17 protein-coding genes and 1 pseudogene are annotated in these 19381 nt (G+C 64.0%); 7 read left to right on the top strand and 11 right to left on the bottom strand.

What is annotated here, in order from left to right; genetic code table 11:
• Positions 1-29: 29 nt before the first annotated feature.
• Positions 30-1259 (top strand): radical SAM family heme chaperone HemW, encoded by a 1230-nt coding sequence (hemW, locus tag FSY45_RS18265; RefSeq protein ID WP_003062682.1) that lies wholly within the window; start codon positions 30-32, stop codon positions 1257-1259.
• A gap of 14 nt (positions 1260-1273) precedes the next feature.
• Here hemW and FSY45_RS18260 read toward each other — a convergent pair whose 3' ends face one another.
• The 5 genes from FSY45_RS18260 to FSY45_RS18240 form a co-directional block, all read right to left on the bottom strand.
• Positions 1274-1621: an I78 family peptidase inhibitor gene (locus FSY45_RS18260; RefSeq protein WP_231879734.1), complete on the bottom strand. Its 348-nt coding sequence runs from the start codon at positions 1619-1621 to the stop codon at positions 1274-1276.
• A 156-nt stretch (positions 1622-1777) separates the two neighbouring features.
• Positions 1778-3061, bottom strand: coding sequence for an SPOR domain-containing protein (locus FSY45_RS18255; protein ID WP_148748140.1), 1284 nt, complete (start codon positions 3059-3061; stop codon positions 1778-1780).
• A gap of 98 nt (positions 3062-3159) precedes the next feature.
• Entirely contained in the window at positions 3160-4473 is a 1314-nt protein-coding gene (fahA, locus tag FSY45_RS18250) for a fumarylacetoacetase (protein WP_003062676.1), read from the bottom strand.
• A gap of 118 nt (positions 4474-4591) precedes the next feature.
• The gene (locus FSY45_RS18245; RefSeq protein WP_148748139.1) at positions 4592-5413 is read right to left on the bottom strand and encodes a 3-hydroxybutyrate dehydrogenase; all 822 of its coding nucleotides are present in this window, start codon (positions 5411-5413) and stop codon (positions 4592-4594) included.
• Complete coding sequence (locus tag FSY45_RS18240) at positions 5410-6144, bottom strand: GntR family transcriptional regulator (RefSeq protein ID WP_003062672.1); 735 nt, start codon at positions 6142-6144, stop codon at positions 5410-5412. Before FSY45_RS18240 ends, FSY45_RS18245 begins: the two co-directional genes overlap by 4 nt.
• Before the next feature lie 267 nt (positions 6145-6411).
• Here FSY45_RS18240 and FSY45_RS18235 point away from each other — a divergent pair, with 267 nt between their 5' ends.
• On the top strand, positions 6412-8622 hold the full coding sequence (locus FSY45_RS18235; RefSeq protein WP_148748138.1) for a hypothetical protein: 2211 nt from the start codon (positions 6412-6414) through the stop codon (positions 8620-8622).
• A gap of 199 nt (positions 8623-8821) precedes the next feature.
• Positions 8822-9121 (top strand): hypothetical protein, encoded by a 300-nt coding sequence (locus tag FSY45_RS18230; protein ID WP_148748137.1) that lies wholly within the window; start codon positions 8822-8824, stop codon positions 9119-9121.
• Between the two features lie 122 nt (positions 9122-9243).
• Here the strand turns inward: FSY45_RS18230 and FSY45_RS18225 are convergent.
• Positions 9244-9567, bottom strand: a pseudogene (locus FSY45_RS18225) (DNA/RNA non-specific endonuclease); the annotation flags it as partial.
• Between the two features lie 652 nt (positions 9568-10219).
• On the opposite strand from FSY45_RS18225, the gene FSY45_RS18220 reads away from it, so the two are divergent.
• The 3 genes from FSY45_RS18220 (at position 10220) to FSY45_RS18210 (ending at position 11560) form a co-directional block, all read left to right on the top strand.
• Positions 10220-10534 carry a helix-turn-helix transcriptional regulator gene (locus FSY45_RS18220; RefSeq protein ID WP_003052112.1) on the top strand — a complete coding sequence of 105 codons (315 nt, stop codon included), beginning with the start codon at positions 10220-10222 and terminating at the stop codon, positions 10532-10534.
• Positions 10531-10878 (top strand): SRPBCC domain-containing protein, encoded by a 348-nt coding sequence (locus tag FSY45_RS18215; RefSeq protein ID WP_148748136.1) that lies wholly within the window; start codon positions 10531-10533, stop codon positions 10876-10878. Before FSY45_RS18220 ends, FSY45_RS18215 begins: the two co-directional genes overlap by 4 nt.
• 76 nt (positions 10879-10954) lie before the next feature.
• On the top strand, positions 10955-11560 hold the full coding sequence (locus FSY45_RS18210) for an ATP-dependent Clp protease proteolytic subunit (RefSeq protein ID WP_057093260.1): 606 nt from the start codon (positions 10955-10957) through the stop codon (positions 11558-11560).
• A gap of 225 nt (positions 11561-11785) precedes the next feature.
• Here FSY45_RS18210 and FSY45_RS18205 read toward each other — a convergent pair whose 3' ends face one another.
• Entirely contained in the window at positions 11786-12811 is a 1026-nt protein-coding gene (locus FSY45_RS18205) for a DNA/RNA non-specific endonuclease (RefSeq protein ID WP_148748135.1), read from the bottom strand.
• Between the two features lie 118 nt (positions 12812-12929).
• Positions 12930-13727: a helix-turn-helix domain-containing protein gene (locus tag FSY45_RS18200; protein ID WP_148748165.1), complete on the bottom strand. Its 798-nt coding sequence runs from the start codon at positions 13725-13727 to the stop codon at positions 12930-12932.
• Positions 13728-13784: 57 nt separating this feature from the next.
• Between FSY45_RS18200 and FSY45_RS18195 the strand changes: the two genes are divergently transcribed.
• The gene (locus FSY45_RS18195; RefSeq protein WP_148748134.1) at positions 13785-14513 is read left to right on the top strand and encodes an aspartate/glutamate racemase family protein; all 729 of its coding nucleotides are present in this window, start codon (positions 13785-13787) and stop codon (positions 14511-14513) included.
• Between the two features lie 11 nt (positions 14514-14524).
• Here FSY45_RS18195 and FSY45_RS18190 read toward each other — a convergent pair whose 3' ends face one another.
• From FSY45_RS18190 to FSY45_RS18180, 3 genes are all read right to left on the bottom strand, one after another.
• Positions 14525-15598, bottom strand: coding sequence for an XdhC family protein (locus tag FSY45_RS18190; protein ID WP_148748133.1), 1074 nt, complete (start codon positions 15596-15598; stop codon positions 14525-14527).
• A gap of 168 nt (positions 15599-15766) precedes the next feature.
• The gene (locus FSY45_RS18185; RefSeq protein ID WP_059440678.1) at positions 15767-17062 is read right to left on the bottom strand and encodes a cytochrome c; all 1296 of its coding nucleotides are present in this window, start codon (positions 17060-17062) and stop codon (positions 15767-15769) included.
• A 23-nt stretch (positions 17063-17085) separates the two neighbouring features.
• The gene (locus FSY45_RS18180) at positions 17086-19380 is read right to left on the bottom strand and encodes a xanthine dehydrogenase family protein molybdopterin-binding subunit (RefSeq protein ID WP_148748132.1); all 2295 of its coding nucleotides are present in this window, start codon (positions 19378-19380) and stop codon (positions 17086-17088) included.
• Position 19381: the final 1 nt, after the last annotated feature.

Below are 19381 nucleotides of genomic sequence, written 5' to 3'. Positions count from 1 at the left end.
TTTGTTTGCGCTAGAAAAGCATATTTCCCATGATTCCCATTCAGCATCAAACAGAGACCGCCGAAGCGGCGGTGCAGCGCGATATTCAGCATTACATGCGGCCTGGCACGCTGCAACTGGGCAGCCTGCCGCCGCTGTCACTGTATGTGCATCTGCCCTGGTGTCTCAAGAAATGCCCGTATTGCGACTTCAACTCGCATGCCTGGGCCAAGGGAGATGCGCTGCCCGAGGATCGCTACATCGATGCTTTGATGGCCGATCTGGAGAGCGCACTGCCGCTGATCTGGGGGCGCACGGTGCACAGCGTCTTCATGGGCGGGGGCACGCCCAGCCTGTTCTCGCCCGAGTCCATAGACAAGCTGATTGCCGGTCTGCGCGCGCGTCTGCGCATGGAGCCCGATTGCGAGATCACCATGGAAGCCAACCCCGGCACCTTCGAGAAGGACCGTTTCAAGGCCTTCCGTGCGGCTGGCGTGAACCGCCTGTCAATCGGGGTGCAGAGCTTTGACGACCGCTATCTGCAGGCTGTCGGCCGTGTGCATGATGCGGCGCAGGCCCAGGCTGCGGTGCGCGAGGCGGCGGACAATTTCGAGACCTTCAATATCGATCTCATGTATGCGTTGCCCGGCCAGAGCATGGTCGATCTGCAGCGCGATGTGGACACGGCACTGTCGTTTGCACCGCCACATCTGTCGATTTATCACCTGACCATCGAGCCCAACACTTATTTCGCCAAATATCCGCCCGTGGTGCCGGAGGACGATACGGCCTATGAGATGCTGGACCTGATCACGGCCAGCACCAGGGCCGCGGGCATGCAGCGCTATGAGGTCTCGGCCTATGCCAAGGACGGCCATCAGTGCTTTCACAACAGCAACTACTGGCAGTTCGGCGACTATCTGGGCATTGGCGCCGGTGCGCACAGCAAGCTGAGCTTTGCCCATCGCATCGTGCGTCAGGTGCGTTTCCGCGATCCGGCCCGCTATATCGACATGGCACTGGCCGGCACGCCGCTGGCACAGGACAACGAGGTCAAGCGTGCCGATCTGCCGTTCGAATACATGCTCAACGCGCTGCGCCTGCGCGGCGGCTTTGCCTTGCAGGAGTTCATGGAGCGCACGGGCCTGCCCATGTCGGCCATTGCCAAGGGGCTCGATCAGGCCCAGGCCAAGGGCCTGATCAGCCGCGATCTGGGCCGCGTGGTGCCCACCGAACGCGGCTTTGACTTTCTGAGCGACCTGCAGGAAATGTTCCTGTAAGTCCTGGCGGGTGCTCAGCCGCAGCGCAGCGCCGTGATCTTGCCTGCGTCATTGGTGATGACGTTCAGGCGCTCCTGGTTGTAGTCCATGGTCGCGGGCTGACCCTCGCGCAGCACGCGCAGCAGGTACGAGCCGGACTTCTGGCGGATGGTTTCCAGCGTCGATGCCACGGTGTTGTGGCCGATATAGATCTGTACCGGCTCCGCGTGGCATACCTGCAGCTGACGCGCAGGCGGGGCGGTCTTGCCGCCTGCGACCATGCCATTGCTGGCGCAGCCCGCCATCAGCACAGCCATGCTGGCAGCAGCCATGCCGAGCAAAGGGCGGGTGGAAATATGCAGAGTGGGTGTTCGATGCTTCATGCCCCACACCATAGCGCCCCCAGGTGCTCGCGCATGCCAGACCAAGCCTTGATGTGCAAGCGGGTGCAACAAAGCAATGCGAAAATTTGATAGCTTCATGCGCAATTCCCTCAAGGGAATGGTCGCATTTTGACTGTGAATTTTCAGCGCCAGAGTCTATGGCTTGTGGGCTCCTTCTGCACTTTGAAAGATGCCGGCATCGATATTCGCGGCCTGCAGCTTGCGTGCAGCCTTTTCAGCGCGCTTTCGGCTCTCGAAGGGGCCGCTGCGTACTCGGGTGACTTCCCCCTTGTTGCTGGCCATCTTCTGCGTCAGCGCGGGCAGTCTGGACTTTTGCAGCTGCGCCAGCACCTTGTCGGCATTGCCGGCCTCGGAATAGACGCCCAGATTCAGATAGAACTTGCCAGGAACCAGGTCCGAGCCGGCATGGGGTGTCGAGGGGGCAGCTTGTTCCTTTGTATCTGTCGCGGGCCTGGCTGTCGGCTTTTCGCTCAGCTCGGCCTTGACCGCCGCTTTGCTTGGCACTGAGGCAGCTGCGTCGGGCGCAGCCTGCGCTGTGCGTGTGTCTGTCTCGGTGGCGGTCACAGGCGCTGGCTCTGCCGGGCGGTTTTCTGGCTGGGCGGCAGCAGAGGTCGCCTCGGGGGCGGGCTTTGCCAGGTCCGGGCTGGCAGCTGGACGATTGGCCACGGCGGTGGCTGCAGGCACTGCGCTCTTGGTCGGTGCCGGGCCGTCGGCGGGCAGCAAGGCCAGGCCCGCGCCTGCGGCCGCTGCCGCAGGCAGGGCCAGCACCAGCATGGCTGCGGTTCTGTTGCGAGGAGAGCCGACCTGCGCCTGCAAGGCGGCATGGGCGGTGGCCATATTGGGCGCGTCCGTAATCGCCTGCAGCGTCTGGGCCCTGATCTTGCGCCAGTACCAGCCATTGCCCAGCAGGCCGGGCACGGCCACAGCCACCAGCCAAAGTGCAATGCCCAGGCCCAGCACCATGGCCTCGGGCAGAGCCGGGCGCAGGCCAAACCACCAGATCAGCGCGGTTGCCGTGACGGCTGCGAGGTATTTGCCAGCCTCGCGCCATAGACCGTGCAGGCTGCACCAGGCCAGGGTCAGGAAGGCTGCCGCCATATTCCAGCTGGGCAGGCTGCGGTCCAGGGCATCGAAGCGCTTGAACTGGGCCAGGTAAAAGTCGCGTGAACGTGGGCTCAGGCGGCTGGCATAGAGCTGGGGCAGCAGGCCGCTGTCCTCCTCTTCGGGTGCAGCGGTCTGCCCGGCCTCGTGTTGCAGACTGTGCTGCATGGAATAGGCCGCGGCTGCAAAGGCTCCTGCAATGGAGGCAGGCAAGGGGCTGGCATCCGAGCGCGCAGGCTGGTTCAGTACGGGCTCCTGGCGCTGGTTTCGGCCAGCAGGGGCGAGCGCAGGGGTGGGGGTGTCCGAAGCGGAAGGCATGGCTGCAATTGTGTCATGGCGTTACGAGCAGGCCGAAGGCAGATTCCCAACAAAAAACCGGCGCCAGGCCGGTTTTTTGCGGGATGGCCGAGGCCCGCTCAGGCCTGGTGCGCGGGCAGAACGGTGGCACGGCATTCGCCAAAGCCGATGCGCGCGGCACCGGGCTTTTCGCACCAGCCGGCAAAGACCACGGCGTCTCCGTCGAGCAGGAAGGTGCGGGTTTCGCCGTTGCTCAGGCTCAGGGGCTTTTTGCCGCCTTCGGTGATTTCCAGCAGGGCGCCGGCTTCGGCCATGGTGGGGCCGGACAGCGTGCCCGTGCCCAGCAGGTCACCGGGTTGCAGATCGCAGCCGTTGACGGTGTGGTGGGCAATCAGCTGGGCCATGGTCCAGTAGGCGTGGCGGTAGCTGGTCCGGGTGATCTGCTCGGCGGCCTTGCCTTCGGCGCGCATCTTCTCGGTCTGGATGGCAACCGTGAGCTGCACGTCGAGCGCACCGCGCTGCGAGTTGGCTTCGGAGCTGAGGTAGGGCAGGGGCTGTGGGTCCTCGGACGGGCGGACAAAGGCCGTGCGATAGGGCTCCAGTGCTTCCAGCGTCACAATCCAGGGCGAGATGCTGGTGGCGAAGTTCTTGGACAGGAAGGGGCCCAGTGGCTGGTATTCCCAGGCCTGAACGTCTCGTGCCGACCAGTCGTTGAGCAGGCACAGGCCGAAGATATGGTTTTCGGCGTCCTCGATGCCGATGGCCTCGCCCCAGGCATTGGCCGAGCCGGCATAGATGCCCATCTCCAGCTCATAGTCGAGGCGGTTGCAGGGCTTGAGCACGGGGTCGGCATCGGGAGCCTTGAGCTGGCCATTGGGGCGCTTGAAGTCCACGCCCGAGATGCGGATGCTGGAGGCACGGCCGTGGTAGCCGATGGGCACCCACTTGTAGTTTTCCATCAGCGGGTTGGTGGGGCGGAACAGCTTGCCCACATTGGTGGCGTGGTGCACGGAGGTGTAGAAGTCCGTGTAGTCGCCCACCTGTGCGGGTACGCCGTATTCCACATCGGCCTGGGGCACGAGGCAGGCCTTGAGGGCGGCTTCCTGGGCAGCGCCGGCACGCAGGGCGCGCGACAGGGCCAGACGCAGGGCCGACCAAGACGCCGGGCCCATGGCCATCAAGCTGTTGAGCTGAGCTTGCGCCGCTGCGTCGACCTGGGCCTGCACATCGCCGCCCAGTGCCTTGGCATCGCGAACAGCCGCCATGTCCAGCACCTGGTCGCCAATCGCCACGCCGCCGCGAAAAGCCTCGCTGCTGCTCTTGCGACGAAAGACTGCAAACGGCAGGTTCTGGATGGGGAAGTCGCTGCTGCCCGTGTTGGCGCTGGCGACCCAGCTTTGCAGGCCGGCGTCGTGGGTTTCGTTCAATGCCATGTTCGTCTCCTTAAACGATTTGAATAAAAACAGGCTGCAGCGCTGATCTGCTGTGCGCTGTCAGCCATCGATCTATGACTGATCTATGGGATCTGGCTTGTGCTGGCTTGTGGATCCTTCATGCTGCGGTAAAGCCTCCATCCATATTCCACTGTGCACCACGCACCTGGGCGGCGTTGTCGCTGGCCAGAAAGCTGACCAGTGCCGCGACCTGTTCCACCGTCACAAAAGCCTGCGAGGGCTGCTTGGCGCCCAGCAGCCTGGCGCGGGCTGCCGCCTCGTCCAGCTGCTCGCGCTGCGCCAGGGCTTCGATCTGGGCCTGCACCAGCGGCGTGAGCACCCAGCCGGGGCAAATGGCGTTGCAGGTCACGGGCGTGGTGGCCAGCTCCAGCGCCACGGATTTGGTCAGGCCCAGCAGGCCGTGCTTGCTGGCCACATAGGCGGGCTTGTGGGCCACGCCGACCAGGCCGCTGACGGATGCCATATTGATGATGCGTCCCCAGCCGTGCTCCAGCATGGCCGGCGTGCAGGCCTGTATGGTGTGAAACGGTGCGCTCAGGTTGACGGCCAGCATGGTGTTCCATCGGTCTGGCGGAAAGCTGAGCACGGATTCCACATGCTGCATGCCCGCGTTGTTGACCAGAATGTCCACAGCGCCGAGCTCGGCGGCGATGCGCCGGGCCAGCGGGGCAATGGCCAGGCCGTCGCTCAGATCCAGTGGGTAATAGCGGGCGGCCACACCCAGTGCGTGCAGCTCGGCGAGCTGTGCATCGGTGCTGGCAGACGCCTGGGCGCTGCCATGCAGGGCAATGGCGGCGCCTTCGCCGGCCAGTTGCCTGGCAATGGCCCAGCCTATGCCGCTGGTGGAGCCGGTGATCCAGGCCACACGGCCGCTATGGGGCCTGGAGAACTGCCGGACTTGGGGCAGGACGATGGTCATTTGAGCAGGTCCATTTCGATATGCACGTATTCGCTGATGAAGCGTACCTTGGCCCAGTAGACGATCAAGCCCTGTGGATTGCAGGCCCAGCGCAGCGCCTGCATCAACGGCGTGCCCAGCGGCACGCCCAGATGCTCGGCAATCAGCTCGTCGGCCGGGGCTACGCTCAGGTACTGGCGGGCCGTGGCGATCTGCGCTGGATCATTTCCCAGCGCCTGAGCCAGCGTGGTGCGCTCCAGCTGTTCCTGCAGCCTGGGGTAGAGGTTTTGTTCCAGGTACAGCTCGGACAGGCAAAAGCGTGCATCGCCGTGCTTGTGTACGCGCAAAAAATAGGTATAGGCAGAGGCCAGTTCGCCAGGGGAAGGGAAGCCGGCCGGAATGGGCGGCACGCAGTCATTCGCTTGCTGCAGCGTAGTCTGCTGAATCTGCTCACCAAAGGCCACCAGCTCCTGCCAGGTCGTTGGCAGCAAAAAGGATGGGGGCTTGTAGGGCTGGCCCACGACCTTGGTGCCGCCGCGCTTGCGGGTCTGCAGCAGGCCTTCATCGACCAGCGCATGTACGGCCATGCGCACCGTGGTGCGCGAGACGCTGTGCAGGGCCTCGAGCTCCTCGACGGTGGGGATGCTTTGTCCGACCGTCCACTCGCCCGTCGCTATCTTGTTGCGAAACAGTCGGGCCAGCTGCAGGTGCAGCTTGTCGCGGGATTGGGAGGCGGTGGACGCAGCAGTCATAAGCACGGTTTTGCGGGGCAGTGTAGCAAATAAAGTATCTAAAAAAGTACTTTATTGAAAAAGACCAGCAGACACCCAAGATGGCGCAATAAGGCAGCGGACGGGAGTGCAAACCAGCCCAAAGAAGCGCAAGAGTTCACAAATGTCACCATTCAGACAGTGCAAATGACTTTTAAACTCCTCGCTTTTGATAGCGGATAGTGCAGGCAGCCATTGGTTGCAATGTGCTTTGACAAGGGCAATCCTTGCCTGGGAGTTGGTAGTTTCATGCAGAAGCAGTACGAGTGGCAGTTTTTCCGCGCCGGCGAGGTGGACCAGGTGGTGATTCGCACGGGCCAGGACATTGCCCATATTGGTGAGCTGGATCAGAAGCTGTGGGTGGCTCTGGCCTGTCCCACGCGAGGTATCGAGTTCGACAGCGCAACGCTGGATTTGATTGACGAGAGCAAGGACGGCCGTATTCGCCCTCCGGAGCTGGTGGCCGCCTGTGAATGGGCCGTGGCAAGAGTGCGTGATCCGCAGGTTCTGGCCGATGGCGGCGATGTGCTGCAACTGAACAGCATCAACGATGCGACGGAGGAAGGCGCGTTGTTGCTGGCAGAGGCCAGACGCGTGCTGGAGCTCGCGGGCCTGCCCGATGCCCAGTCCATCACGCTGGCCCAGGTGCAGGAGCGCATGGCTTCGCTGCAGGCCCTGCGTTTCAATGGCGACGGCGTTGTCAGTGCAGCCACGGCCGAAGGCGATGAGGCCCTGGCTGGTCTGATTGCCCGCATTCAGGAGCTTTACGGCGCGGTGGACGGCAGCGATGGCGTTCCAGGCATCGATCGCAGCAAGGCCGAGGCCTTCTGGGAAGACGTGCAAGCCCTGCAGACCTGGTTTGCCCAGGCGGCAGAGCTGGGTTGCAATCTGCAGCCGCGTGCACTGGCGCTGGCGGCTGCGGAGGCCGTGAACGCAGTGCAGGCCAAAGTCGATGACTTTTTTGCCCGCACGCGCCTGGTGGAGTTCGATGCCAATGCACGTGCACCGCTCAACCCGACGGAAGAAGGCTATGCCGCTTTGGGGGCGCAGGTGCTCAGCAATGCATCGGAGTCTCTGGCCGCGCTGCCGCTGGCCGCAGTGACCGGCGAGCGCAGCCTGCCGCTGGTGAATGGCGTCAACCCCGCCTGGGCTGCTGCCTTGCAGACCTTGCGCGAGCAGGCCGTGCAACCCGTGTTCGGCGAAGCGTTGACGGCGCTGACCGAGGTGCAGTGGGATCAGCTCAAGACCATGCTGGCCCATTGCCAGCAATGGTTGTCGGAGTGCCCGGCAACGCCGCTGGGCGCAGTGGGCGAGGCCGAAATTCAGCAACTGCTTTCCAGCGGGTTGAAAGACGCAGTGATGCAGTTGCTGGACCATGACGATGCCGAAAAAGAGCATGCCGTGCAGGCCATGGCTCTGGAAAAGATGATCCGCCTGCAGCGCGATCTGCTGGAGCTGCTCAACAACTTTGTCTCCTTCTCCCGCTTCTATCGCCGCGAAGGCGCGGCCTTCCAGGCCGGTACCTTGTTCCTGGACGGCCGCAGCTGCGATCTGACCGTGGAGGTTGCCGATGCGGCAGCCCACTCCACGCTGGCCGCCATGGCCAAAACCTATCTGGCCTACTGCGAATGCAAGCGCGAGGGGCAAAAAAAGACGATCGTCGCGGCCTTCACGGCAGGCGATGTGGACTTTCTGTTCGTGGGGCGCAACGGCGTCTTCTACGACCGTGCGGGCAATGACTGGGATGCCACCATCGTCAAGCTCATCGACAACCCGACCAGCATCGGCCAGGCCTTTTTCTCGCCCTACAAGAAGTTCCTGCGCATGATCGAGGAGCAGGTCGCCAAGCATGCCGCAGCCAAGAACGATGTGGTCAATACCAGCCTCAGCGACAACGCGACCAAGCTGGTGACGGCGCCCAAGGACCTGGCCCAGGCACCTGCTCCAGCGCGCAAGACCGATGTGGGGACGGTGGCCGCCATCGGTGTGGCGCTGGGCTCGCTGAGCGCCGTGATCGTTGGCATCTTCGGCAAGTTCATCGAACTGGGGCCGTGGATTCCGGTAGCCATACTGGGTCTTATTCTGGCCATCTCCGGTCCCAGCATGCTGATTGCCTGGCTCAAGCTGCGTCAGCGCAGCCTGGGACCGATTCTGGATGCCAGCGGCTGGGCCATCAATGGCCGCATGAACATCAATCTGGGCCTGGGCCGCAGCCTGTCGCAGACGGCCAAGGTACCGGTCAACGCCAGGCGCAATATTGCCGACCCTTACGCGGACAGCCATGGCCTGCGCAACAGCCTGTGTGTGCTGGCACTGATGGCAGCCGCCGCGCTGCTGGCCTGGCGCATGCACTGGCTGGACGCCGTGCTGCCTGTCAGCTGGCAGCATGTCCCGGCGGCGGCCAGCGCGCCAGCGGTCACCGCACCGGCAGCGGCCGCAGCAGAGTCCGCTGTCAGGTAAGCCAGAGGCGCGCGCCGTCTGCAGAGGCTGGCGGAAGGCCCATCGCTTCGCCGCACCACCCAATACCGCTTGCATGGGTGCGGTATTGGGGGCTGGAGCCGGAATCTGTCCTAGAGTGCTGTTCTGTACTCACCGAAGCATCTTGGATGTGCATGCATTCAAGGTGCTTTTTCATTGCATTTGATGACAGGAGCAAGCCATGGGACGTGCCATCCATTCCGCGCATGAACTTCTCGCCACCAATGAGCGTGAGCTCTACGATCTTTCCCAGTCCGATATGGCCCTGGTCAGGCTGAGCCCGGCCCAGCGCCGCCTGCAGCTGCAGCGCGCCCGCGCCATGCGCGATCGGGCACGTGCGCTGTACCGCCGGCAGGTCGGCCACACGCTGCACCACACGGCCACCAAGCGTGGCTTCACGGGCATGGCCAATGAGCGCACCCGCCAGAAGGCCCAGGTGTTGTCCGAGGTGGTGCGTCGGCTGGCGGGCGAGCCGGCCTGAGTCCCGCAGTCTTTGCGGAACTGTGCAGCTATCTAAAAGTGAGCTTTCTGCGCATGTCATTCAATGATTTCAATATTGAATGTCATTGAAATCATTGAATGAATTACGTATTCAGCTCATTTTTATGCTTGCGGTAGATGCCCGGCCGACAGCAGCGGCATGCCGGTGCGGCGCGTGAACTCCTCGTAGCTGATGGGCGGGCCCATGCGGGTGTCGGCACTATTGGCCTGCCAGTACTCCCAGCTCTTGCCGGTGCTGGCGTCATAGACCAGCTTGAAGATGTGGCAGGGCACATGGACCTTGCCCGGCCCGATGGTGAGCGGCTGCCCGTCGAACACCGGGCCGGTGAAGACGTAGACATCATTCTTGGCGCGCTGGGCGTAGCGGCGCGTGTCCTGCTCGACCTTGCTCCAGACGCCGCCGTTGTGGGTCTGGTCCTGCGGAAGTCAGGATTCGATTCGACCAAGCCACAAGAAGACGGAGATCATCGAGTGGTCGGCCTGGATGCTCAGTCAACTCTCATGATTTTTCTGAGCGATGAGATCTTCCCAGTCATCTGGGCGCTGATCCTCTCCGCGCGAGTGCCAGTACTCATCATTGTTGGGATTGCATTTATTTGCATGGTTGTCGTTGTCGGCTTTGCTGGGCATGGTCGCTCTCCTTGATGGATGTGTCAGGAATTCCATTTCTGCTTTTTTGCGATGGCTTGTTGCATTCGATCAACATACGAGCCCTTGGGCACGCTACCTCCGGTCTTGATTGCAACAGCGCTTTGAATACGGGAAATCGCCGTCTGGGTAACGGGGGTCGGGTTGGCTGCCGGGCGCAGGGGCACTACGGCGAACGGATGACTTGGTCATAGAGTCTCCAATGAAGTTGAGAACGTGGCATTTTTCAGTGCCACGTAGGCACTGTCATCGATCAGTTCAATGGAGTTCATCCAGAAATGTTCACTTTGGCATGGGCGTGTACGGCACAGGGCAAGTTTTTGGAGGTACCCACGTCCGGCACAGGGTGCGGTCTATGCCAAAGCGGGTCGGCAGGCACCTTATCCATGGAATGTTTGCGTTTTAGATAAGTGATTGCTAAAGTGTCGCCATGCCCGAAAACGACATCTTCAAGGCCCTGGCCGACCCCACGCGCCGCTCCATCTTCGAGAAGCTGGCCGCTGGCAGCATGCATGCCAGCGCACTGCGCGAGGGCAAGGAGATCAGCCAGTCGGCCATGTCCCAGCATCTGGCCGTGCTGCGCAATGCGGGGCTGGTGAGCGAGCAGCGCCAGGGGCGCTTCGTGCATTACGAGGTCGATCCCGAAGGGCTGGCGCTGATTGCGGGCTGGCTGGCGAAGTACCGCGCCTACTGGCCGCAGCGTGTGGATGCCCTCAAGGGCCTGCTCAAGGACATGGACCAATGAATGATATGGACAACGACGATGCGGCCTGCGAACTGGTGCAGGAGTACGCGCTGGACGCCTCGCCCGAGAAGGTCTGGCGCGCGCTGAGCATTCCCGAGTTGCGCGCGCAGTGGCTGCCGGGCACCGAGCATGCCGAGCCGTTGAGCGAGGTGCCGCCGCAGGCGTTGAGCCTGCGGCTGCGTGAGGCCGAGCCGCCCTTTCTGGAAAGCACGGTGGACCTGAAGATTAGCCCCGCTGCCGACGGCGGTACGCTGCTGCGCATCGTCCATGTGCCGACCGATGCGCGGGCGCAGCCCGCCAGGGAGGTGGCCAATGATGGCGGCTTCCTGATGTACGCGACCTGAGGCGCTGCCCTGGCAACGGGGCGTGCGGCGCAGGGCTGCGGTTCTTTTTTTCACCATCACACATAGGAGTTCGCCCATGCGCGAATCGATGATGCTCGTCCCCATGGTTGTCGAACAGTCGGCGCGCGGAGAGCGGTCCTTCGACATCTACTCGCGCCTGCTGCGCGACCGCGTGATCTTTTTGAACGGCGAGGTGAACGATGCGGTCTCTGCCTTGGTCTGCGCGCAGTTGCTGTTCCTGGAGGCGGAGAACCCCGACAAGCCCATACACCTCTACATCAACTCGCCGGGCGGCGTGATCACCAGCGGCCTGGCCATGTACGACACCATGCAGTTCATCAAGTCGCCCGTGCACACGCTGTGCATGGGCACGGCGCGGTCGATGGGCTCCTTCCTGCTGATGGCCGGCGAGCCCGGCCACCGCATGGCCATGCCCAACGCCAGCCTGCACGTGCACCAGCCGCTGGGCGGCGTGCAGGGGCAGGCCTCGGACATCCGTATTCATGCCGAGGAAATGCTGCGCACCAAGGACCGCGTGACGCGCCTGTACGCCCAGCACTGCGGGCGCAGCTACCAGGAGGTGGAACGCGACCTGGACCGCGACCGCTTCATGACCGCCAAAGAGGCCCGCGAGTGGGGCCTGATAGACAAGGTTCTGGACCGGCGCACGGCAACTCTCTGAGCCGCAGCGCCAGCAGCGCGCTTCTCTTCTCCCCATCCTCGTAACCGCCACGAGGCAAGTTGCCCGCAGCGAAGCGGAGGGTCGCGGACATTCGGGTCGCCTTTTCTTGGCCTACGTTCTTTTAGCGAAGCAAAAGAACGTAGGTCGGCCGCCGGGCCGAGACCCGGCTTCAAAAAACAACCACCCGGCAGGGGCAAAGACGGCCTCCTGGTCCACGCCAGAAGGCTAACCGTGACCCCGCATCACCCCCGCCAACAACGGCATCCCCGTCCTCCGAGTGAACTCCTCATAACTGATGGGCGCACTCATCCGCGTATCCGCACTGTTGGCCTGCCAGTACACCCAGCTCTTGCCGGTGCTGGCGTCATAGACCAGCTTGAAGAGGTAGTCGGGCACCGCCACCTTGCTCTCACCGATGGTGGAGGCGTTCTTGTTGAATACAGGGCCGGTGAAGACAAAGACATCGCCCCGGGCGCGCAGCGCATATTTGCGCGTGGCCTGTTCCACCTGGCTCCAGGCGCCCGCGTTGTGCACCTGGTTCTGCGGCACCATGTTCGCGAGGCTGAAGCTTTGGGCCATGGCCTCGGGCGTGCTCATGTCGGCCGCCGGCGCCATATGGCCGCGTGAGAACCCGGAGCGCTTGTAGTCGTCAAGCTCGGAGCGCTCGGCGCGCGGCAGGCGGGCGTCGGCATAGAACTTGTCGCTGCGCTGCAAGCCCTGGGCCTGCTGCAGCATCTGGCGATTCAGGCGCTCGGCCACAAACACCGGGGTCTTGGTGCTGCCGTTGTGCAGCACGGCAAAACCCGAAAAGCACAGCTCGCGCTCACGGGGTTGAAGCTGCAGGGCCGGAGCCTTGCCGCCGGGAAAGAACTGGGGGCAGCGGGCAAAGTGCGTGGGCAGGGCTGTGGCCGTGACATCGGCCTTGTCCACCTTGCCGCCCACGCTGGGCGTGTGGGCGCCGGAACCGGAACGCAGATCATCCAGATCCGGCCAGCCGTTCTTGCGAAAGGCCTGCAGGGTCTGGCCGAGCGCATCGAGTGCGGGAATATGCAGGGCTGCCAGCGCCTGGCCCAGCAGTCTCTCGGCGGAGACGCTGGGATTGAAGCTGCAACTGGCGATCTGGAAGCTGGCCAGTGCCGCAGCGCCCGCAGACAGGGCAAAGCGCCTGATGCGGGAGAGGCTGTTGCCAGCAGTCCTGGAAGCTTTGCCGCGCTTGCGCGCAGGCGTTTTCTTTTTCTTGGCGGTCGTCATTGAGGCGGCAATGGTACGCCGCTTGAATGCTGCTTGAAGCGAGGTGCGGGCCGCAGGCCGCACTTTGTGTGTCCGGCAATGAAACCGTATGTGAACCATAGGCCCAGAGGCCTGCGACTCAGGGGCAGTCTGCGTGCTTCAGACCGTGATGTTGCCGGTACTGGCCTGGCGTCAGGCCCAGGTGTTTGCGAAACACATGGCCCATATGCGACTGGTGGTTGAAGCCGCAGTCCAGTGCAATTTGCGGAAGGGGCTGATCAGAGCCTTGAATCATGGTGCGGGCCGCCTGCAGCCGGGTCTCCATGATCCAGGCATGCGGCGTCATGCCCGTGAGCCGTGTGAACTCACGCAGAAAGCGCAAGGGGCTGGTGCCCACCATGGCGGACAGATCGGCAATGCTCAGCGACCGCTCGAACTCGGCGGCAATGCGGTCCAGCACGCGCGCATAGCCGGCGCCGGGGCGTGCGTCGGCCCCGCAGGGGCTGCCCTCCTGGCAGGCCATGAAGCGCAGCGCAGCCTGCTCGATGGCCAGAGCGTCCGGCCGGGGGCTGAGCAGCAGGCGCAGATGCTGCGCTATCTGCAAGGCAGCGCGCTGACCGTGTCGTGTGACGCGCTGCGATGGCCTGGGGGCGTCAGTCTCATGGACCGAATGGCGCAGCACCAGATATTCACCACCGGCGGCCGACTCGGAAAAGACCTCGACGCCCGGCGGCGTATAGCTCAGGGTGCCGGGCCAGGTGTCGAAGTCCTCGCGCCTGTCGGAGGCAATGGCGTGCACGCCTTGCTGTCTTTGCAGCGCAATGCCCAGTGCATGCATGCGCACCGGGTCGCGGCTGCTGTAGGGCGCGCGGCCTAGCAAATGGATCTGCACCGCTGGCGTATCGGTTGCAGAAGGCTGAATCAAATGGGTCTTCATGGCGGGCTGAAATTTCATGATAGACGATGGTGGCCGGCCGGCCTCACACTGCCGCTCATGAATCAAGACCTGCAAACAAGCGCCGGGCCGCAACGCGTCATAGGCCTGATCGGCGGCATGAGCTGGGAGTCCAGCGCCGAGTACTATCGCCTGATCAACCAGGGTGTCCGGGAGCGTCTGGGCGCATTGCGCTCGGCCAGGCTGCTGATGTACAGCGTGGACTTCGGCCCTGTCGAGCAGGCCCAGCATGAAGGCCGCTGGGACGATGCGGCAGCGCTGCTGGCCGATGCTGCCCGGCGTCTGCAAGCCGGTGGCGCCGACTGTGTGCTGCTTTGCACCAACACCATGCACAAGGTGGCGGATCAGGTGGCAGCAGCCGTGTCGATCCCGTTTTTGCACATAGCCGACCCGGTCGGTGCGACCGCGCGCGCAGCCGGTGTCCAGGTGCTGGGGCTGCTGGGTACGCGCTTCACCATGGAGCAGCCGTTCATGCGCGAGAGGCTGGAGCTGCAGTTCGGCCTGAAGGTGCTGGTGCCAGGCGAAGCCGAGCGCGCTCAGGTACATCGCATCATCTATGAGGAGCTTTGCGCGGGGCAGATCAGCGATGTGTCGCGCAAGCTCTATCAGCGTGCCATCGAGTCATTGGCGGCCCGTGGCGCGCAGGCCGTGGTGCTGGGATGCACGGAAATCGGCTTGCTCATCAAGAGCGAAGACAGCGTGTTGCCGGTGCTGGACACCACGGCCTTGCATGCTGCAGCGGCCGTGGATTTTGCGCTACGGGCCTGAACCGCCGGATATCAGCGCGCCGAGCCCGGCTGGAGGATTTCCGGAATGGCGCAATGCGTGCTGGCCTCGTTCATGGCGATGTCATGCTCGTGTTTGGCCACCTCCACCGACATGGCTTGCGGCAGCGGCACGGCGTTTTTCACGGCCAGAATCTCGGCCATTACGCTCACCGCGATCTCTGCCGGAGTCTTGCTGCCGATATAGAGACCGATGGGACCGCGCAGTCTGGCCAGCGAGGCTTCGGTCTCGCCAAAGTGTTCCATCATGCGCTCGCGCCTTGCGTGGTTGTTGCGGCGCGAGCCGATGGCGCCCACATAGAAGGCCGGGCTGTGCAGGGCTTCGAGCAGGGCCAGGTCGTCGAGCTTGGGGTCATGGGTGAGGGCGACGATGCAGCTGCGCGCATCGGGCTTGAAGGCTGTGACCGCATCGTCCGGCATGTCGGTGACGGTGTTGACCTGGGCCACCGACCAACTGCCCATATATTCCTCGCGCGGGTCGCAGACGGTGACCGTGAAGCCGTTGAACAAGGCCATGGTGGCCAGGTATTCGGCCAGGGCCCCTGCACCGATCAGCAGCATGCGGTAGCCGGGGCCGAGGTGGTTGACGAGTTGCTGGCCGTCAAACTCCAGCACGTCGGGGTGCTCGGCCGTCTGCAGGCGGACTTCGCCGCTGCTGCAGTCGACACTGCGTTTCACCAGTGATCCTGCTTCAAGCTCGGCCACCAGTTGCTGCAGGCTGGCCGCATCGGGGTTGAATTCCAGCAGCAGCTCCAGCGTGCCGCCGCAGGGCAGGCCGAAGCGGTGGGCCTCGTCGGCGCTCACGCCGTAACGCACCAGTTGCGGCGGGCCGTCGGGAATGCCCAGGTTCTGGTTCAGGGCCTTGGTGTGGCGAGCTATCAAATCGTCTTCGATGCAGCCGCCCGATACCGAGCCAATGGCGCGACCGTCCTCGCGCAAGGCCATCATGGAGCCCACGGGGCGTGGGGACGAGCCCCAGGTGCGCACCACGGTGGCCAGCAAGGCGTGCTGGCCGGCCGAGCGCCAGTCACGCAATGCCTTGAGTACCAAGACGTCGATATTGTCCATTGCTTGCTTTCTCTGTTTCTCTCGCTCGCTGCAATTTTGAAGCATCAGGCGGGCACCGGGTAGCGGCGCTACCCGTAAATGATCACGCGCAAAAAGGCCTTCCGAGGCCTGAAGGACAGGGAAGGCCGGCTTGTGCGGAGCTGTGCAGCGCTTTGGCAGCGCCTGCTGTCAATGCGCCTGGGTCTGCTTGCGCAACTGGCCTACCTTGGCGGGCAGGTCCTTCCACTCGTCCACGCCGTACTGGGCACGCATGGTGTTGAGCAGGGTGGCGATCTGTGCATCGCTGAGCGCATGGCGGAAGGCCGGCATGGTGCCCAGGTCGGCATGGGCCGGATGTTGCACGCCTTCGAGCACGGCCATGATGGCGTTGTCGGGCGATGCGGAGTGCAGGCTGGTGCTCAGGGCCAACTGGGGACGCACGCCGAAGCTGCTGCCCGAAGGGTCTGCCTTGTGGCAGGCCATGCAGGCGCCCTGGTACAGGCGATAGCCTTCGGCATCGAGTGCCAGCTTGGGCTTGGCGGTCTTCTCCTCGATGAGTGCCTTGGCATCGCCGGGGGCGGCGTCGGCCTTGCGGTAGCTCATCAGATAGGTGGCAATGGCGTCGAGGTCGGCATCGCTTTGCTGCGACAGGCCGTGGGCCACGGGAGCCATGGGGCCGGCTGCCACACTGTGACGGGCCGAGAAGCCGGTCTTCATATAGTCGACCAGATCCTGCTTGGTCCAGGGCAGGGGCGAGGCCGTCTTGTCCGTCAGAGCGGGGGCATCCCAGCCTTCGGCGCTGCCGCCGCTCAGGTGGAATTCACCCGTTTTCTCGGCGGCCAGGCCGTTGCGCGGTGTGTGGCAGGCGCTGCAGTGACCCAGGCCTTCGACCAGATAGGCACCGCGATTCCACTCGGGAGCCTGCTTTTCATCGTCCTTGACGACGCCGGGCTTGAGGTAGAGCCAGTTCCAGGCCGCAATGCCGCGGCGCACGTTGTAGGGGAAGTTCAGCGCGGTCTTGGGCGCCTCGTTCTCCACGGCAGGCTCGCTCATCAGAAAGGCGTACAAGGCCTTCATGTCCTCATCCGTCACGCGGCTGAAGGCCGTGTAGGGGAAGGCGGGGTAGAGGTACTGGCCTTCGCGGTCCACGCCGTGGCGCATGGCGCGCTCGAAGGCTTCATAGCTCCAGCTGCCGATGCCGGTCTGCAGATCGGGCGTGATGTTGCTGGTGTAGATGGTGCCGAAGGGGCTGGGCATGGCCAGACCGCCTGCGTTGGTCTTGCCGTTGGGAGCAGTGTGGCAGACCGCGCAGTCGCCCATGGCGGCCAGCAGCTTGCCCTTGGCAATCTGCTGGGGCGTGAAGTCGGCAGCGGGAATGGCTGACTGGGGCGCAATCTCGCCCTGGTGGGTGAGCGCCAGGCCGGCGGCAGCCAGCACGACCACTACAGCCGCACCGCCCGCCAGAATCTTTTGGAACGTTCGCATATCTATGTTCTTTATCGGTGGAGTCACTTGGACGAGGCGGCGCTGCTCTTGGCTGCCTTGAGCGCGGCCAGCACGCGGCTGGGCGTGAACGGCACTTCCAGCAGGCGCACGCCGGTGGCGTCAAAGATGGCGTTGGCCACGGCGGCGGCGCTGGGCACGGACGCCGATTCGCCGGCGCCCATGGGCGCCTCGTTGGGGCGCTCGACCAGCAGCGAGTCGATCTCGGGCAGCTCGTCAAAGCGCAGGATGGGGTAGCCGCCCCATTCCACGGAGGTGACGCCGCTCTTGTCGAAGGTGACGAACTCCTTGAGCACGCGGCTGGTGGACTGCACCACGTTGCCGTGCACCTGATGACGCACGCCTGCGGGGTTGATCATGGCGCCGGTGTCTTGGGCGACAAAGACCTTGTCGACCTTGACTTCGCCGGTTTCGCGGTCCACGGTCACATCGACCACCCAGGTCGCCCAGGCTGCACCGTAGCCGGGGAACTTGCTGTGGAAGTAGCGGGCGTAGGCAAAGCCGCGACCCTTGACCAGACGTTGATCGTCAGCTGCTGCATTGCGACGCGCCGGGCCTTCCTGCCAGTTGCACTGCTTCTTGGCCTCGGCAATCAGCGCCACGGCGCGCGGGTCCTTGAGGTAGCGCAGGCGGTATTCGATGGGGTCGGCCTTGGCCAGGTAGGCGCATTCGTCGATCCAGGACTCATGGGCGAACACATTGGGCAAGGCGGAGACGCCGCGCATCCAGGAGGCGCGCACGATGGGCACGGCGTCCTGGGAGATCACGCGCATCTTGGGATACTCGTACTGCGGGATGGCCGTGCGGTCGCCCATTTGCTGGGCCTCGATCTTGGCGGACACCTTGCCCGTGAGGATCAGGGCCAGTGCCGTGGCGTTGTTCGAGGGGTAGCAGGTGCGCAGCTCGTAGGCGGCGACATTGTTTTGCTCGTCCAGGCCGCCGCGCACGCGAATCAGCTGGCCCGTGCCCTTGGGCTCCCAGCCGGCTTCCTGCTCGCGCATCAGCTGCACGCGCACGGGCTTGCCCACGGCGGCAGACATCAGCACGGCGTCCGAGCAGACGTCGTCCGCACAGTTGCGGCCGTAGCAGCCGGAGGCTTCGAGGCGGGTGACGTTGATGTTGTCGGCATTCACGTCCATGAGCTTGGCAATATCCTTGCACACGTCGTGAGGGTTCTGCGAGCCGGTCCAGACCTGGATCTGGCCGTTGCCCACTTCGGCAATCGCGCAGGACGGGCCGATGGAGCCGTGAGCGTGATAGGGCCAGACATAGTCGCGGGTCAGCGCAGTCTTGACCTGCTCGACGGCCTGCAGCGCACCTTCGTCTTCCTGCAGCACGCGGTCGGTCTTGGCGTGGTCCACCAGAGTCTGGTGCAGGCCGCTCAGCGACATATCGGGCAGGCCGCTCCATTCCTTCCAGGTGACCTTGAGCTGGCGCATGGCAGCGATGGCCTGCTCTTCACGCTCGGCCACCACGCCCACGAAGTCGCCCTTGACCACGACCTTGACGATGCCGGGCAGATGGGCGATGGACTTCTCGTCCACTGACACCAGGCTGGAGCCCAGCGGAGCCGTGGCATCGGCGCCGGTGTAGGGAGGACGGATCACGCGGCCGTGCAGCATGCCGGGCACGCGCAGGTCGTGGATATAGGTCAGCGCGCCCAGCACCTTGTTGGGGATGTCCACGCGCTGCACCGATTTGCCGATGTATTCGAAGCCGGACTTGCGCAGCTCGATCTTGTCGTCGACCTCGATCTGCAGATCCTGGCCCTGAACCAGCTCGCCATAGCCGTAGCGCTTGCCGCCGGCGATGACAAAGCCTTTCTGGGTGGTGATGCGGTCAGCGGGAACACCGGATTTCTCGCTGGCCAGCTTGATCAGCAGCTGGCGCACCTGCGCTGCGGCATGGCGCATGGGCAGGGACGACACCTGGATGGTGTTGCTGGCAATGGTGGGGCCCAGATCCGGGGTGCGGGCGGTGTGGCCCAGTACCATGGTCACGGCGGCAAAGTCCACATACAGCTCGTCGGCCACTAACTGGCCCAGAGCCGTGCGCACGCCCGTGCCCAGGTCCACGTGGCCGTTGTAGGCCGTGACGGAGCCGTCGGCGCCAATCGCGATGAAGCTGTCCACCAGCTTGGCCGAGGGAATAGGGAAAGGGCCCTTGGCGGCAGCTTCGGGGGCGGTCTGGGCCATCAGCAGATGGCCGCCTGCCACGGAGCCGACCATCAGCATGCCGCCGGCCTTGAGCAACTGGCGACGGGTGAGCTGGGCGTGATTGTCTTTGGTGAAGAATTTCATG

Origin of the sequence: Comamonas sp. Z1, from assembly GCF_008121555.1 — a bacterium.
Lineage (GTDB): Bacteria > Pseudomonadota > Gammaproteobacteria > Burkholderiales > Burkholderiaceae_C > Comamonas > Comamonas thiooxydans.
Note: the sequence above shows the minus strand (reverse complement) of the source record. Positions and strands in the feature narration are given on the sequence as shown.

Coding starts and splice junctions, on each gene's coding strand:
- hemW (WP_003062682.1), top strand. CDS start 30: ATGATTCCCATTCAGCATCAAACAGAGACCGCCGAAGCGGCGGTGCAG.
- FSY45_RS18260 (WP_231879734.1), bottom strand. CDS start 1,621: ATGAAGCATCGAACACCCACTCTGCATATTTCCACCCGCCCTTTGCTC.
- FSY45_RS18255 (WP_148748140.1), bottom strand. CDS start 3,061: ATGCCTTCCGCTTCGGACACCCCCACCCCTGCGCTCGCCCCTGCTGGC.
- fahA (WP_003062676.1), bottom strand. CDS start 4,473: ATGGCATTGAACGAAACCCACGACGCCGGCCTGCAAAGCTGGGTCGCC.
- FSY45_RS18245 (WP_148748139.1), bottom strand. CDS start 5,413: ATGACCATCGTCCTGCCCCAAGTCCGGCAGTTCTCCAGGCCCCATAGC.
- FSY45_RS18240 (WP_003062672.1), bottom strand. CDS start 6,144: ATGACTGCTGCGTCCACCGCCTCCCAATCCCGCGACAAGCTGCACCTG.
- FSY45_RS18235 (WP_148748138.1), top strand. CDS start 6,412: ATGCAGAAGCAGTACGAGTGGCAGTTTTTCCGCGCCGGCGAGGTGGAC.
- FSY45_RS18230 (WP_148748137.1), top strand. CDS start 8,822: ATGGGACGTGCCATCCATTCCGCGCATGAACTTCTCGCCACCAATGAG.
- FSY45_RS18220 (WP_003052112.1), top strand. CDS start 10,220: ATGCCCGAAAACGACATCTTCAAGGCCCTGGCCGACCCCACGCGCCGC.
- FSY45_RS18215 (WP_148748136.1), top strand. CDS start 10,531: ATGAATGATATGGACAACGACGATGCGGCCTGCGAACTGGTGCAGGAG.
- FSY45_RS18210 (WP_057093260.1), top strand. CDS start 10,955: ATGCGCGAATCGATGATGCTCGTCCCCATGGTTGTCGAACAGTCGGCG.
- FSY45_RS18205 (WP_148748135.1), bottom strand. CDS start 12,811: ATGACGACCGCCAAGAAAAAGAAAACGCCTGCGCGCAAGCGCGGCAAA.
- FSY45_RS18200 (WP_148748165.1), bottom strand. CDS start 13,727: ATGAAGACCCATTTGATTCAGCCTTCTGCAACCGATACGCCAGCGGTG.
- FSY45_RS18195 (WP_148748134.1), top strand. CDS start 13,785: ATGAATCAAGACCTGCAAACAAGCGCCGGGCCGCAACGCGTCATAGGC.
- FSY45_RS18190 (WP_148748133.1), bottom strand. CDS start 15,598: ATGGACAATATCGACGTCTTGGTACTCAAGGCATTGCGTGACTGGCGC.
- FSY45_RS18185 (WP_059440678.1), bottom strand. CDS start 17,062: ATGCGAACGTTCCAAAAGATTCTGGCGGGCGGTGCGGCTGTAGTGGTC.
- FSY45_RS18180 (WP_148748132.1), bottom strand. CDS start 19,380: ATGAAATTCTTCACCAAAGACAATCACGCCCAGCTCACCCGTCGCCAG.